The sequence below is a fragment of the Gulosibacter sp. GYB002 genome, assembly GCF_036577665.1.
Lineage (GTDB): Bacteria > Actinomycetota > Actinomycetes > Actinomycetales > Microbacteriaceae > Gulosibacter > Gulosibacter hominis.
Map to the genome: position 1 here is coordinate 210,860 of NZ_JARBDD010000008.1, position 13,550 is coordinate 224,409.

General features: G+C 56.5%; 13 protein-coding genes. 6 read left to right on the forward strand and 7 right to left on the reverse strand.

Annotated elements, in window-relative coordinates:
• Nucleotides 1-6: 6 nt before the first annotated feature.
• From PV375_RS05370 to PV375_RS05400, 7 genes are read right to left on the reverse strand one after another with little or no spacing between them, the layout of a single operon-like run.
• Entirely contained in the window at nt 7-3,021 is a 3,015-nt protein-coding gene (locus tag PV375_RS05370; protein WP_332106453.1) for a type I restriction endonuclease subunit R, read from the reverse strand.
• On the reverse strand, nt 3,018-4,361 hold the full coding sequence (locus PV375_RS05375; RefSeq protein ID WP_332106454.1) for a restriction endonuclease subunit S: 1,344 nt from the start codon (nt 4,359-4,361) through the stop codon (nt 3,018-3,020). Before PV375_RS05375 ends, PV375_RS05370 begins: the two co-directional genes overlap by 4 nt.
• Nucleotides 4,358-6,442, reverse strand: a complete 2,085-nt coding sequence (locus PV375_RS05380; protein ID WP_332106455.1) for a type I restriction-modification system subunit M — start codon at nt 6,440-6,442, stop codon at nt 4,358-4,360. Before PV375_RS05380 ends, PV375_RS05375 begins: the two co-directional genes overlap by 4 nt.
• Nucleotides 6,443-6,455: 13 nt before the next feature.
• Nucleotides 6,456-6,698: a helix-turn-helix domain-containing protein gene (locus PV375_RS05385; RefSeq protein ID WP_005295494.1), complete on the reverse strand. Its 243-nt coding sequence runs from the start codon at nt 6,696-6,698 to the stop codon at nt 6,456-6,458.
• Nucleotides 6,691-8,352, reverse strand: coding sequence for a DUF2326 domain-containing protein (locus PV375_RS05390; protein ID WP_005295496.1), 1,662 nt, complete (start codon nt 8,350-8,352; stop codon nt 6,691-6,693). Before PV375_RS05390 ends, PV375_RS05385 begins: the two co-directional genes overlap by 8 nt.
• Entirely contained in the window at nt 8,336-8,569 is a 234-nt protein-coding gene (locus PV375_RS05395; protein WP_042379415.1) for an ABC-three component system middle component 7, read from the reverse strand. The genes PV375_RS05390 and PV375_RS05395 overlap by 17 nt, the downstream gene beginning before the upstream one ends.
• A complete protein-coding gene (locus PV375_RS05400; protein WP_005295500.1) occupies nt 8,556-9,794 on the reverse strand; it encodes an ABC-three component system protein in 1,239 nt (412 codons plus the stop codon). Before PV375_RS05400 ends, PV375_RS05395 begins: the two co-directional genes overlap by 14 nt.
• A 445-nt stretch (nt 9,795-10,239) precedes the next feature.
• Here PV375_RS05400 and PV375_RS05405 point away from each other — a divergent pair, with 445 nt between their 5' ends.
• The 6 genes from PV375_RS05405 to PV375_RS05430 all read left to right on the forward strand — a co-directional run bounded on the left by PV375_RS05405 (nt 10,240) and on the right by PV375_RS05430 (nt 13,483).
• Nucleotides 10,240-10,824, forward strand: coding sequence for a hypothetical protein (locus tag PV375_RS05405; RefSeq protein ID WP_005295504.1), 585 nt, complete (start codon nt 10,240-10,242; stop codon nt 10,822-10,824).
• Nucleotides 10,825-10,886: 62 nt separating this feature from the next.
• Nucleotides 10,887-11,129, forward strand: coding sequence for a hypothetical protein (locus tag PV375_RS05410; protein WP_005295507.1), 243 nt, complete (start codon nt 10,887-10,889; stop codon nt 11,127-11,129).
• Nucleotides 11,126-11,548: a hypothetical protein gene (locus PV375_RS05415; protein ID WP_332106456.1), complete on the forward strand. Its 423-nt coding sequence runs from the start codon at nt 11,126-11,128 to the stop codon at nt 11,546-11,548. Before PV375_RS05410 ends, PV375_RS05415 begins: the two co-directional genes overlap by 4 nt.
• A complete protein-coding gene (locus PV375_RS05420; RefSeq protein ID WP_274732694.1) occupies nt 11,541-12,680 on the forward strand; it encodes a DUF2800 domain-containing protein in 1,140 nt (379 codons plus the stop codon). Before PV375_RS05415 ends, PV375_RS05420 begins: the two co-directional genes overlap by 8 nt.
• A 21-nt stretch (nt 12,681-12,701) precedes the next feature.
• Nucleotides 12,702-13,256, forward strand: coding sequence for a DUF2815 family protein (locus PV375_RS05425; protein WP_274732696.1), 555 nt, complete (start codon nt 12,702-12,704; stop codon nt 13,254-13,256).
• A 17-nt stretch (nt 13,257-13,273) separates the two neighbouring features.
• The gene (locus PV375_RS05430) at nt 13,274-13,483 is read left to right on the forward strand and encodes a LapA family protein (protein WP_311497480.1); all 210 of its coding nucleotides are present in this window, start codon (nt 13,274-13,276) and stop codon (nt 13,481-13,483) included.
• The last annotated feature ends 67 nt before the right edge of the window (nt 13,484-13,550 follow it).

Below are 13,550 nucleotides of genomic sequence, written 5' to 3' on the forward strand. Positions count from 1 at the left end.
TGGTTTCTATTCTTCCTGAAACTTCGCTTTCAAGGCGTCGAAGATGTCGTCGGAGAAAGCCTGGATGAGCTCCTTTCGGGCTTCTTCCTGGTTGAGTAGGAACTTGTGCCACTCGGTGTTCTGGGAGTATCCAGCGATGAGCGCACCTTGGGTTTGTTCCTCAACAGTGTGCCGGAAGCTGTTCTTGCTGTTGACTCTCGCGCTCTGCTGCACCTTCGGGTCTTTCGCCAAGGTTGCTTGGAGTGCGACCAGGGAGCCTGCGGCGATATCGGTATCGAAGGCAGTGCCGTATCGGGCGTTCCATTCGTGGATGATTTTTGACAGCTTCTCTAGCTGTGTCTCAGTCAGCCCACTACCGGTGCCTTTTGCGATCTTGACCTCGGGCTCTGCCACGAGTGCCTCGTTCTTGTGCTCACCGCTCTTCTTGACTGCGAAGTCCTCGATGGTGACTTTGTCGCTGAGGTCGAAGTCGAGGCCACCGCCGTGCCCGGCATCAATGGCTCGAATGAGGCTGGTACAGAAGTTGTAGTCCATGTGCATGGCTTTGTCTTCAAAGGGCATTACCTGGAGCAGGAAGGTGTATTGCTTGATGAAGTTGCGAACCACGCGCCGTGCCTCGTCAGCTTCTTCCTCTTCCATGTCCCCCACTACGCGAGCCGCCGCGTCGATCAACGACCACATCCGTTGCTTGTCTCGGTGCGCTAATAGCTCTTTAGCGAGCAACTCGTTATATTCCTCGACATCATCGATGTCGAGAATCTGCAGTTCCATCAGCCGCCGATGAGTTTCCCGCACGTCACTGATCGTCAACGGATCGGTAAGCGTCGTCGTCTCATAGTAGGGAGCAAACGCGCTCTGAATGTCCTCGAAGTCGTTCGTGAAGTCTAGGATGAAGGTGCGCTTATCGTAGACGATGCGATTGAGCCGGGAGAGCGTTTGAACCGCTGTGACACCCCGCAGTGTCTTGTCAACGTACATCGCACACAGCTTGGGTTGATCAAATCCGGTCTGATACTTATCCGCAACGATAAGCAGTCGGTAGTGATCGGTGTCGAATTCTTCGGCAGTGAGATCGTCACTGAAGCCGTTTAGCCCTGCCTCGGTCCACGTTTTCCCATCGACGTCCACTTCGCCAGTGAAAGCCACCAGCGCCTGATGCTTGCCGAGACGGGGCATATCAGCAGCTCGCATCTTCTGGTAGGCAAGAAAGTACCTCGCCGCCTGCTCACGTCCGGCAGTGACGATCATTGCTTTAGCTTTGCCGCGAAGTGTTGGGGTGACGACGGAAGTGAAGTGTTCGATCATCACCTGCAGCTTGTTGGTGATGTTCTCCTCCGAAGTGGAGATCATGTGCGCGAGCTTGCGCTTGGCTGCTTTGCTTTCCAGCTCTGGATCATCGTCGACGGCTTTCACGATCTTGCAAAACGCGTCGTAGGTGGTGTAGTTCGCGGTGACGTCAAGGATGAATCCTTCGTCAATAGCTTGGCGCATGCAATACAGGTCGAAGGCTTCGTAGTTGCCGTCTTCGTTGAGCCTGCCAAACTGCTGTAGTGTCCGCCCGGTGGGAGTTGCTGTGAAACCAACCATGGAAATGTTGGCCTGCCGAGACGACGAACGCATCCCTTGCGCCACAAACTGGGCCAGTTCATCAAGAGAGGAGTCTGGCCCGTCCCCACTGGCTAGAGCAGCGTTGATGGAGGCCATGTTCTTGCCGCTGGTCGATCCGTGCGCCTCGTCGATAATCACCACGAAGCGCTTGCCGGAACCAGCCAGCTCACCGGCGGACAGATAGAGGAACTTTTGCAATGTGGTCGCAACGATCCGGTAGCTGCTCTTGCGCCTCGTCGGATCAAGCCCGAGTGCCTTCCCGAGATCAGCCGAGGTCTTGTTCTTGTCCATGACACGGATGACGCCGGAGTCTTTAGCCATATCAACGACCGCGTCTTGGAGTTGTTTGTCCACGACTTTTCGATCGGTGGCGATAATGACCTTGTCATATAGCAGCTCATCGGTTCCCGGCTTGTACAGGCCCGCGAGCTTGTGGGCCAGCCAGGCAATCGTCTTCGTCTTGCCAGAACCAGCAGAGTGTTCGATCAAGTAGTTCAACAGCAGAGGGCTACGCAGCATGTCGCTAGAGACTGAACGCACTGCACGCAGCTGCTGGTAGCGCGGAAAAATCGGGCGCTCGCCGACTTTGCGTCCGTGCTTGTCACGCTTCGTCTCGATATAGATGAAGTCGTACAGCAGATCGAAGATAGTTGCTTTCGTCCAGATCTGCTCCCACATGTAAGACGTGTTGACGCCCTGCGGATTGTGCGGGTTGCCGCCGGTCACGTTATGCGGATCTTCGCCAGCAGGCTGGCCCTGGTTGAACGGGAGGAAGAACGACTCGCGGCCTTTGAGTTCTGCGCACACGTAGACCTCGTTCGTGTCCATTGCAAAATGCGCAAGTGCCCCGATTGTCGGAGAGAGCAGCCGAGTCGTCGCGTCGCGCTCTGTCTGGTACTGGGCGATAGCGTTCCGATAGTCGCCCGAGGCTGAGGTGTTGCACTTAAGCTCGACGGTGAACAACGCCAGGCCGTTCAAGAAGATCACAAGGTCAATGCGCTCACCGTCCTTGTGGTAGACCTCTTCCATGATCGACAGCTGGTTCGCATCGAACAGCTCTCGGGACTTCGCATCGAACCCGGCTGACGGGCGCGGATATACCAGGTCTAGCTGGATGCCGCCATCGAAGTCCACGCCGTTCCAGATCGAACGGATCAGTCCATCGGCAGCGATCTTGTGCATGATCTTGTTGCGAATGGTGGCATCGGCCCCACCGTTATAGGCAGCCCGCAACAGGTCTAGCTTTTCTCCCTGCGTGCGCTCGAGGAACGCAAACAAAAGCTCCTCATCAATCGCCCACACCGGATCAAACACGTCATGGGGACGCTCAAGGTAACCAGCGTTCTCCACCAGCTCATCAATAATGAGCCGCTGGAACGCCCTCTCATCAATCGGATTGCCGACAGCCATCATGCCACCTCACTCACTCGCCGCTTACCGGTCACGTACTCAAAAATCAAAGATGCTCGCTGCTGGTTCAGAATTCGTAGTTGTTCCTCTTTTGAAGATTGGATGAGATTCAGTTTCGCCAGCTGCTCTTGGACTTGCGTAACAATGTGTTGCTGGGTAGGAAGATCTGGTATAGGAAATATTGCTGATCGGATCTCTTGGAATGTGAGAGCTTCCCTGGTTGCGCCATTTTGATTTTGGAAGACCCACTCTTGTCCTACAGTTGACCATAGATAGTGCAAGAACAAGGGTAGAATTTGTGACTGATATGGGCGGATAATGCAAACATGCTGGTTTACGTTTGCCACTCCCACTCCGCCCGGGACAACACATGAACGACCGATAGAAGCACCAGTAATATTTAGCAGCACATCTCCAGAGCGCACTCTCGTAGAATGCATACCTAGTTCGGTGGACGCATCAATACGTACAGCATCGTCGAGATGTAGCTCTCCGTCGAATATATTTTGGCTTCTAATCAGAGGTATTCCTTCATCAACGTATGTATCGGCACCGCCGAGAGGGGTCTTACCACTTCCAACTTTTGTCACCTTGGTCGACAGGCGCGTAATTGACCAGTGTTCTGGGATGTCGCCGATCCAGTCAACGCCGCTGGACCTCATGGGGACCGTGGGATCCAGCCCCTTTGTCACGGCTTCGTAGATTAGTGACTTCTTGAGCTGCTCGAGCGTTTCTAACTCTCGTTGTAAGAGGCTGATCGCCTGGTCAATCTTGGCAGTTTCGGCATCAAGACGGTCTGCAATAGCCTTTTGTTCGCTCATGCTAGGAAATGGCACACGCAGCGCGCCAATTGATTCTGAACTAAGATTGCCCAATCCGATTGTTGCGTTCTGGAGATACTCAAATTGGTCGCGCGCGACGCTTGAGTTCAATACGTACCAATAAAACTTCGGATAGCACTCGTTGCTTACACGCAAGCGCTGCATGAAATTAGAGTAGTAACAATCTCCCCTGTAAGTGTTGTCCTCGAATAAGGATGTCTTGCCAATATGCAAGAGACTTCCGCTCGATTTTGTTATGAGGAGGTCTCCAGGAGCAAGTAACGAATTACTCTTGTTCGAAACGTCTCGCAAATCGCGCAGAGCAGGCTCAGAGATACGCCACCTGCCATCAACGGTTTGTTCAGTTGAACGAAAGACGACTGAGTCTCTGCCGTCATCCTTGGGGTCGTCGCCCCATACGCCACCGTCGTTACGAGAAAGCACCGTCTTGAAACGGCCCGCACTCCAATCTGATGGAATCTCCCCAATCCAGGCAACACCACTGGGCTTCATCTCATTCATCGAAGACCACCCAGCACTTCGCTCAACTCATCCTCAAGCTCGAAGAACTTCTTCAGTAGGGTCTCGGAGGATTCAGGTTGTTCATACTTGTGGAAGTAACGCGTGAAAGGAATCTCCGCACCAGTCTTTACGGCCTTAGCGGTTTCCTCATCTAGCCATTTTGCATCAGGAACGTAAGGCAGAACCTCACGTTCCATGTAGTCCTCCACATCTTCAGAGAGTTTGACGATTTCGATGTCCTTAGTGGCCGGGTCGAGGACGACCTTGCCGGTGCGGTCGTACTGGATAGGCGCAGTCTTGTCGATCTCAGAAAGCCGGTCGGCGACCTTATCCAGCATCGCTTTCGTCTGTGCTGCAGTCTGTTTGACCCGGTGGTCTGGCAGATCCGCCAGGACCACTCGCAGGTGCTTGATGAACTCTTTAGAGTCTTGCCAGGTCCGATCAGTAATGTTCTCTCGCAGCATCTGCAGGATCTGTTCGAAGACTGGTTCGGCCATCTCCAGTGCGGCAAGGGTCTTGTTTTGCTTGGAATCGCGATCTGCTGGGTCGATCAAGCGCAGCTCTTCGAGTTTGGCGGGGTTGTGCATGGTGTCAGAGAACTTGCCTTGAGCTAGATCAGCGATTCGTTCCTCAGTGATACGGTAGTTGCGTTGCAGCGGCTGATAGACGGAGTACTCGTGGTAGATAAATTCGTCTGCCTCCACAATCTTGCAGTTCTCGGTCTCTACGAAGTTCGTGTAGATCGAGACGATGTCCTTAATCTGTTCGTCGGAGATGTATCGCCGTTTCTTACCTAGCGAGCGTCGCATCGGGGTCCACATTTCGGTGGCGTCGATGAGTTGTACTTTGCCTCGCCGGTCGGGCCGCTTGTTGTTCGACAGCACCCACACGTAGATCGAGATGTCCGTGTTGTAGAACAGGGAGCCTGGTAGCCCGATGATGGCTTCAATGAGGTCGTTTTCGAGTAGCCATCTGCGTACTTGTGACTCACCTGATGCGGTTCCGCCGGAGAACAGCGGGCTGCCGTTGGAGATGACGCAGGCTCTGCCCGCGTCTTTTTCCATTTTGTACACGATGTGTTGCATGAACAGCAGCTGCATATCGCCCGAGGCAGGGAGCCCAGCGGGGAACCTGCTCAGCGAGGTGGGTTTAGCGTGCTCGGCTTTCACGGCTTTCTCCACACCGGTAGCAGCATCTTTGCCGCCCCACGGCTGCCCGAAGGGTGGGTTCACGAACTGCAACCGCATGTATTCGCCGGGAAAACAATCCTCTTTCATGGTGTCAGCGAGCCGGATGCTGTTTGCTCGCTGGTTCTTGATCAGCATGTCCGCCAGACAAATGGCATGAGATTCCGGGTTTACCTCTTGCCCATACAGGTACACCGAGGCTTGTGGAGCTATGTCGGCGAGTTCTTCCTTTGCCACAGAGAGCATGCCACCGGTGCCACAAGCCACGTCCGCGACGTTAATGTTCTTCCCCGGCTCGAATAGATCCTCGCTTCCTTCTGCTAGCCCTAGGCGCACAAGGAGGCGAACTACTTCTCGCGGCGTGTAGTGGTCACCAGCCTCCGCGTTCTCAGAAAACCTGCGGATGAGTTCTTCGAACATGTAGCCCATGGCAACGTTGTTGATGCGCTCAGGGGCCAAGTCGAGCTCAGAAAACTTGCGGACAACACCCGTGAGGCGTGAGCCCTTGTGCATCTTGTCGATTTGAGTGAAGAAATCGAGGCCCTCATTCTTGTCGAGGATCATGCGGATGTTCGGGGAAAACGCTTCAAGATAGGTCTTCAGGTTGCGGTGTAGTTGTGCAGGTTCTGCTAGTAGTTTCTCTAGGGTGTAGCGGCTCGTGTTGTAGAACGGGTATCCGCTGACCTGCTTTAGGATCGCGTCGGGTGTGGAGTCGTCTTGCTCGTAGACCGTGCAGACAGCATCTTTCGTTTCTTCTAGGGCGCATTCGAGCCTTCGAATGATGGTCATCGGAATGATGACGTCTTTGTATTTGTCGGCTTGGTATGTCCCGCGTAGCGAGTTGGCGATGCTGAATACGTGATCAACTTGCTTCTTGACGTCAATCTGAGACATGGGGCAGGTTCCTTTAAGCTTCTTCTTTAGGGATGATTGTGACAATGTCGCCGATCTGGCAGTTGAGGACCTGGCAGATGCGTAGGAGCACGTCGGTGGTGACGTTGTCGCCGTTGTTGAGCCTGGCCATCGTGGTGGACGACAGTTTGGCTTCCTCGCGCAGGTCTTGCTTGAGCTTCTCCTTGTCTACCAGCAGCTTCCACAAGGGTTTGTAGGAGGCTTTGACTTGGAGGTCGAACTCTATTCGTTTACTCACTGTCGTTAGCCTTCCTCTTTTTCTTTTTGCTCCACGACCGGCCAAACAGCTCTCGTCCGGGTTCAAGATGGATGAATGCTGACTTAGTCAAGATCTGTCGGGTTTCCTCCGAGTAGCGGCTGATTTTGTCGATCGCGAGGAAAACCTGTTTTCTCTGACGTGCATACACCTGCGCGATTCCGTCGAAGGCTTGGTCTTCGATTGGTTGGACGAGCATCGAATCGTGGGCGACTGCAGGGAGAAGCGTGGTTTCCAGCATTGCTAGATCGAATGAAATCAGGCCGCGTTGGGTAGAGCCCGTTCCTGAGTCGTTCTCGATCTCGTAGGAGTATTTGTCGATCGCTGGGATCTGGATGCTTGGTGGGGTTCGTTCCTCGCGGGTGATTTCCCCATCTAGGCGCTGCATCGCTCCGTTGAGCTTGTATTCGATGTCTTTCAGGATCGATTCGGATGCTTCGTCGAGCGCTTCGGAAGCTTGCTTCTTGGCTTCCCTGAGTCGCTGCTCGTCATGGAAAGCCTTGTTGGCGTTGCGCAGTGATCTGATCTGGCGATCGAGTTCACTGTAGGCACGGATATCGGCCTGCGTTGCCGTGGGCGCGACGGAGAGATCCTCGAGGCGGGCGCTGAGTTGGTCAAGACGCTGCTGAATTCGCCCACGTTCTTCTTCCAACTGCTTGGTTTCTGCTTTGAATTCGGAGTCCAGAACCTGACGGATACTGCGGTGGAAATGCTCGATGCTCTCGATGTGTTCGATATTTGCCCCTGGGAAGAACTCGCGCAAGGAATCGAACTTCTTGGTCAGGTTGACCTCAGATGAGATCCCCTTTGCCTGTCGCATGGAGTTGATCTGTCGACCGATCTGGTTGAAGCGCCGCAGCAAGGGCTCGCGTTCTGCCTGCACCTCGTTGATGGCTGCCTGTTGAGCTGAGGTGTAATCCTTTGCAGTCAATCCTGCGCGGAGTCCTGCTTGGTCGCGTTCGGTCTCGAGGTCTTCGATTCGCTGGGTGTTGTTTTTGACCTCGGTGACGTTCCTTGCTCGGGGGAAGTCGTAGTAGCGCCCGGCGGCATTGAACAGATCAAGCTCTCGAACAGCCTCTTCCTTAGCAGCCATGAAGCCTTGAAGCTTGGTGTACTCATCAAACAGCTTCAGGAGACGCTTGACGCCGTCAGCCTGGGTGTCTCGCGGGTACGCAAGAAGCGGGTGGTCGACATCGGAGTTCTTCCGTTGCCAGATGCGGAAGAAGTTGCTGACTGCTTGACGGAGCGTGATGCCAGTTTCTTGAAGTCCATACTGGGTGCCGACAAAGCCCTTGAAGTCCTCAAGCGTCATGGTGCGCAGTGCTCGGTATTCCTTGTCGCACAAGGTAACCGCGTTGGGGGTGTCAGTGGCTCGCCGGAAGTAGTGCGTCTCGCCTCCGAGAAGGAACGCGAAGCGAATCTCGTGATGCCCAATGTTCTTGACGACATCCTTGGCTTTGTCGATGTAGTCAGAACCGCCGAAGCAGAAGTCGATGGCCAGCAGCGTGGTGGACTTTCCGATTGAGTTTTCAGTGTTTTCCGTGCCGAGAACCGTGTTGAGTCCTTCTTTTAAGCGCAGCGGGCCGGGGCGTTGTTTGTCGTGAAAGAACGCGTCACTGTCAAACTCGACCAACATAGTGGAGCACCTCCTCCGGGTAGAGCGGCTCGATCTGGCCGAGTGCGAATAAACAGTCCAACGTGTCGACGAACTCGTCCACGTCGGCAAACTTTGATTTGACCTTCTTGTATAAGGCAGCGGGACTGAGATCCTGATCGGACAGATGCGTCAGGATCGGTGGAAACTGGCTCAGTGTGGACTGCGAGTAGGGGGTGACCTTGCTAGGCAATCGCATCGAACACCTCACAGTTTTGAACGAAGAAGCACGTCACGATGACCGACGCGCTGAGGTTCACAGAGTCGGAGTTGGTGTGGATCCAATCAGCAACTTGATCGAATATCGCCTGCTGGTCGTCAGTGTGCTGGGACGCCTGGTCGTAAAAGTCGGCGACTTGCCCGGCGATCGCGTCGAATCTGCTGCGACCTCTGACGCCCTCGAGAGAGCGGAACTCTTGCTCGATGATGCGATACCACTTCAAGACATGAATCTTGATCCGCTCGGCGAGCTCAAAATACTCGGGCCTGACCTTTTCAGCGACTCGCACCGCGTCCAACGTTAGCTCCGGGATGACTCCGGTGACGATGCGTTCCCCAAGCGTTTCGATGACAGAGGCGATCGCTGGGTGGAGTTGCGAATCGAGCGCGGTGTCCTGAAGTGCTGTTGCAGCAATCCTACGATTTCGAATGTCTCGGAGCTTGTTTACGACATCAGACACTTCAAGCAACGTGTCATTGGTGGAGACCTGTTTGGCGCACTTGACACACACCGCTTCCCGGTCGGTCTCAGCGCTGCCGTCGCCAATGGTGAAAGAGACAATCTCGAAGAATGGTCGCCGTTCGCCTTTGACAGTTTTGACTAGTCGCTCTTTGCGGCAGACAGGACACAAGTCTCCATTGCGGGCTGCAAGCACGACATCCGCTTCGGTTACGCCATTGTTGGCTCGCTTCTTGTTCGTTCTCGAAATGGCAGATAGGAACGTGTCGGCATAAAAAGACACGTCATCCTGGTCTGCGGTGTACAGCAGGTCTTCTGCGGCGTCGGCACTGACTTCGGGATCATCTTTGATCAGTTCGATCAGCTCGGCTTTGAAGTCGCTCTCGCGCATGGGCGCAATATCTTGGGCGATCTTGCCGAACGCTTCACGTGCAGCCCCACGTAGTCCCGGTTGCTTCAGAACGGGCCCGAAGCCGGTGTGCAGCTCGACGTCCTGCTTGAGTAGCCCACTTACAGTCTTGGGCGTGCGCCACACGTCGAATCCATCCCTGTCGGCAACTGGAGCGAAGTCCTGAATCCAGCGCAAGAGCACCTCTACGACGTAGGCGTCGGTTGAGGTCATCTTTGGTCGCGCCGTCGACGGCTTCTTGGCTCCCTGCCTGGTCGGAGTGGTGTAACTCGCTGCTGGCTGGATGAGCACCTTTTGCAGGGCGCGCGCAAAGGTCGCGAAGCACAGCTGGCTCATCAAAAACCTCCCTCGGAAAAAGAGGACCAAAACAGCACCAAAACCGGGGCAAGGACTTTTTCTCGCCCGATTTTTAGTCTCGAAGTACTTCCGGAGGCGTCCGCTGAGTACCTAGAGATCGTGATCTTAAGTCTACCGCTGATGTCCTTCGAAGGAGTCTAGGACGCTCTGTGAGTGATCTAGACGGCTGCGGGACCTGAGTGGCCACGACGGTTCCGTGACCTACAAGTGCCGCGTGCTGATCACACAAGGCCGTCGACCACCAGGGAGACGCGTAAGAGAAGCAAGTGGCAGGTACCCGACCTACGGGTACCTGCCTTCTCGTTTCTCTGCCCATCTCTTCTGAACCTTCGACACCGAGCTTGCTTACTTAAGCGGGTCTCCCTCCTCAGGAGGGATTCCCTTGACAACACAACCAAATAGAAGGACTAGCGAGCCGTACTCCGTGCGGACCAAGAAGGTCAGCGGCAAGGTCTACACCCAGATCTACGTGCCTTCGACCATCTCGAAGGACGGCACCCAGAACTATGCGTGGATCGAGCTCGTCGACCCACCCGTTGGCGACGAGAAACTTGGCCTGAGTGCCGATGAGGTTCTCTCCTTGCTCTACGACCCGACGTACGTGCCGGAGTGGAAAGTCGCATATCTGCGCACTGCCTACCGCAGTTTTCGTGCCGTTGAGAACGCTCGAAACCGTGGCGACCTCTCCTATAGCGACTGGGAAGTCGAGGTCCACGACGGACCCCAGTATCTGAACGTCTTGGTTCATGAAGACCAGATCGACAGTGAGCTGGTTGTCGATTGGCTGCTGTCTCAGGTCAGCACCAAGCAAGCCGAGCACATCCGCCTGCACGTGTTTGAAGGGCTCTCCTTCGTCGAGATCGCGCGTGAGGAGCTGCCCGGTGCAGGCGAAGCCGACGTGGCCAAGCGAGCGAACAGCATCGGGCGCTCGGTCAAGCGGGCTCTGAAAAAGCTTCGCGAATTCATCGAGCAGGAATGTCCGGATCTAGCTCCCGTCGGGGGCGTATGAGTGCCCGGCCCACATGAAGGCCAGCACAAACCGACGCTCATCTGATTCACAAGGAGGAAACGATGTCCAATCATCGCCTCAAGGTCACGTTGACTGACCAGCCCGAACCTGACGCTGCGGTCTCTACCCGCAAGGTCAGCATCCGAAGCAGGATCGCCCGCAAGCTGCTCGGCAACCCCCAGCAGCTCACCGTTCTCGTGCCGGGCAACCAGGTCCGCTCAGTAGAAATCATCCGCCCAGACGACGATCTCATGGCGCTGGCCCGTGCCGTCGGCGTTACCCAGAGTGGTGGTGATGCCGCGTGAACGTCACCGAAGCGAACCGCTACATCCCGGCGCTGAACCGGATCGCGGAGGGGGTCACGATGCTGGCCTCTGCGATCGAAGAGGCCGCGTGGGAATCGTTCGAGGATCACCCTGGTATGTCGGGGGCTCGCCCGATCGCCGCAGCCCAGCTCGCCCAGCCAGCACTGGAAGCTGCAGCCGAAGAGTACGTAGCGGCTCACCAGCCGCCAGCCCCGGAACCTGCCCCGGCCCCGGTCCCGGAGGTTGTGCGGGTGACGTTGGAGCAGGTCCGCACGGTGCTAGCGCGCCTGTCACAGGCAGGTCATACCGCGCAGGTGCGTGAGCTGATCCAGGCAGCTGGCGCGAACAAACTCTCCGAGATTGACCCGGCCAAGTACGGGTGGTTGCTGGAGCGGGTGGAGGCGATCGCTGATGCCTGACCAGCACGCACTGCTCAGCGCCTCGGGAGCGCACCGCTGGTTGGCCTGCCCACCGTCAGCAACATTGGAGGCCGGGCTGCCGGAGTCCTCCTCGTCCGCTGCCGAGCAAGGAACCGCAGCTCATGAACTCGCGGAGTGGAAGCTGCGCCGAGCACTCCATGACGCACCGACTACAAAGCCGGTCTCGAGCTGGCATGACGCGGAGATGGAGACCCTGACTGACGATTACGTGGCCTTCGTTCAGGAGCGGCTGCGTGATGTGCGGCAGGCGTGTGCTGATCCGCAGGTGCTCATCGAGCAGCGCCTGGATTTCTCCCACGTGGTGCCGGGCGGGTTCGGCACCGGCGACTGCGTCATCATCGCTGAGCCCACGCTTCAGATCATCGATTTGAAGTACGGCCAGGGGGTCATGGTCGAAGCCGAGCACAACCCGCAGTTGATGCTCTATGCCCTCGGCGCGCTACACGCCTTCGGGGACCTGTATGACATCGAGACCGTGGCGGTGACGATCTACCAGCCCCGGCGCTCGAACGTCTCAACCTGGACGATCCCCGTCACTGAGCTGGAGACCTGGGCAGAACAGGTCGTGAAACCCCGTGCGGCGCTGGCAGCCAGTGGGGATGGCGAGTTCGCGCCTGGTGAGTGGTGCCGGTTCTGCAAGCTTGCACCCACTTGCCGGACGCGCGCTGAGGCGAACCTTGCGCTTGCCAAGCATGAGTTCGCACCCCCTGCCGAGCTCACCGATGCCGAGATCGCACAGGTGTTGGCTCAGCTGCCGGACCTGAAGGCGTGGGCTGCCGATGTGGAAGCGCACGCGCTGTCGCTGGCGGTAAACCAAGGCAAGACCTGGCCCGGGTTCAAGCTCGTCGAAGGCCGCTCGATCCGCAAATACGTAGACGAGTCCGCTGTCGCAAAGACAGCTGAGGCAGCCGGTGTCGATGTGTGGGATCGCAAGCTCAAGACCATCACCGCGCTGGAGAAGCAACTGGGCAAGAAGCGCTTTTCCGATCTCCTCGGGGACCTGGTGGTCAAACCCGCTGGTAAGCCCACGCTGGTGCCCGAATCCGATAAGAGGCCCGCACTGGAGATCCAGTCGGCAACAGATGAATTCACATCAATTTCAACCAAGTAAACACAGAAAGGTAAGACAAGAATGTCTATGCAGAATCCGACCCGTGTGGTCACCGGCGAAGTTCGCCTGTCCTACGCCAACATTTTCGAGGCGAAGTCCATCCAGGGCGGCAAACCCAAGTACTCCGTGTCCCTGATCATCCCGAAGTCCGACACTGAGACCCTGGCCAAGATCGAACGCGCCATCGACGCGGCGATTGATGCCGGGATTGGAAAGTTCGGTGGCAAGCGCCCGAACAAGGCCGCCTTGAAGCTCCCGCTGCGTGACGGCGATATTGATCGTGACGATGCGGCGTATGCGAACGCGATGTTCGTCAACGCCAACTCGACCACCCCGCCACAGGTCGTGGGTACTGACCTGCAGCCCATCCTGGACGCCAGCGAGGTCTACTCGGGCTGCTACGCACGAGTGAGCATCAGCTTCTACGCGTTCAACACGAACGGCAACAAGGGCATCGCCTGCGGGCTGGGCAACATCCAAAAGCTCCGCGACGGCGAACCACTCGGCGGCAACCGCATCAGCGCCGAGGCCGACTTCGGAGGCTTCGCAGAAGCCTCGGACGACTTCCTCAACTAGGGAAACGGAGAAGCATCATGAACGAGTGTTATTCAGCAGCGCTGTCAGCAAACACCACCACTCTCGTGGCACTGCTCATTGGCGCTGTCCTCGGTCTCATCGTCATAAAGATCGCCTATGTGATTGCCGAACGGCGGGCTATCCGCCAGGATCGCAAACGCATCGACAAGCTCATGACTGACACCGAGGCCGAGCTCGAAAAGTACCGCGCTAACCACGACCACTAACCCCTCACCCATGCTGGGAGGACACCACGCCCACTTCTGGGGTGTGGCGTCCTCCCAGCACCCATTG

Excerpts from the sequence above, each read along its gene's own strand:
- PV375_RS05420 (WP_274732694.1), top strand. The coding sequence starts at position 11,541 with ATGCCTGACCAGCACGCACTGCTCAGCGCCTCGGGAGCGCACCGCTGG.
- PV375_RS05375 (WP_332106454.1), bottom strand. The coding sequence starts at position 4,361 with ATGAATGAGATGAAGCCCAGTGGTGTTGCCTGGATTGGGGAGATTCCA.
- PV375_RS05380 (WP_332106455.1), bottom strand. The coding sequence starts at position 6,442 with ATGTCTCAGATTGACGTCAAGAAGCAAGTTGATCACGTATTCAGCATC.
- PV375_RS05395 (WP_042379415.1), bottom strand. The coding sequence starts at position 8,569 with ATGCGATTGCCTAGCAAGGTCACCCCCTACTCGCAGTCCACACTGAGC.
- PV375_RS05410 (WP_005295507.1), top strand. The coding sequence starts at position 10,887 with ATGTCCAATCATCGCCTCAAGGTCACGTTGACTGACCAGCCCGAACCT.
- PV375_RS05400 (WP_005295500.1), bottom strand. The coding sequence starts at position 9,794 with ATGAGCCAGCTGTGCTTCGCGACCTTTGCGCGCGCCCTGCAAAAGGTG.
- PV375_RS05390 (WP_005295496.1), bottom strand. The coding sequence starts at position 8,352 with ATGTTGGTCGAGTTTGACAGTGACGCGTTCTTTCACGACAAACAACGC.
- PV375_RS05430 (WP_311497480.1), top strand. The coding sequence starts at position 13,274 with ATGAACGAGTGTTATTCAGCAGCGCTGTCAGCAAACACCACCACTCTC.
- PV375_RS05425 (WP_274732696.1), top strand. The coding sequence starts at position 12,702 with ATGTCTATGCAGAATCCGACCCGTGTGGTCACCGGCGAAGTTCGCCTG.
- PV375_RS05370 (WP_332106453.1), bottom strand. The coding sequence starts at position 3,021 with ATGATGGCTGTCGGCAATCCGATTGATGAGAGGGCGTTCCAGCGGCTC.